Here is a 556-nt window from a genome sequence, read left to right as displayed (position 1 = left end):
GGCTGCACAACGCGGGCCTATGTATGATACCGGTGATCGGGTTGAAAAAGGCAGAGCTGGGTACCGAGGGCACGACAGCATCATGTCCGTCCGTAGCAAGGAACTTTAACAGATGCTCAAATCCGAGATACGAGCCTAGCCAGCTGTGGCAGAGCAGCACAAGTGGGCAAGACGCCACGCCTTCGGTGGGTGTTATTGACAGCCAGTCGGTTAAAACCGCTACAACAGCGGCCGCTGTGGTTATGACGCGAGCAAAAAAAATCAAGGGTCGCGAGCGGCATATCTCGACCGACACGCTGTGTCATGTCGTGGCAGCTGTCGTGCATCCCGCCGACATTCAGGATCATAACGGTGCGCCGCCGGCAGCAACCAAAATACGCTCATTGTTCGCTTGGCTGCGCCATCTGATTGGTGAGGGTGGATATGCTGGCGAGAAGTTGCGTGGTGTGCTGGTCGAACGTGGCCGACGGACGATCGAGATCGTCAAGCGCAGCGATCGGGCTGAAGGCTTCATCATCATGCCGAAACGCTGGATCGTGGAGCGTCGCTTCGTATG

1 pseudogene is annotated in these 556 nt (G+C 57.0%); it reads left to right on the top strand.

What is annotated here, in order from left to right:
- Positions 1–164 precede the first annotated feature (164 nt).
- Positions 165–556: pseudogene (locus tag CFR71_RS16010) on the top strand (transposase); the annotation flags it as partial.

Origin of the sequence: Novacetimonas pomaceti (genome assembly GCF_003207955.1) — a bacterium.
In the GTDB taxonomy this organism is placed as follows: domain Bacteria; phylum Pseudomonadota; class Alphaproteobacteria; order Acetobacterales; family Acetobacteraceae; genus Novacetimonas; species Novacetimonas pomaceti.
This window is presented reverse-complemented; position numbering and strand designations above follow the sequence as displayed.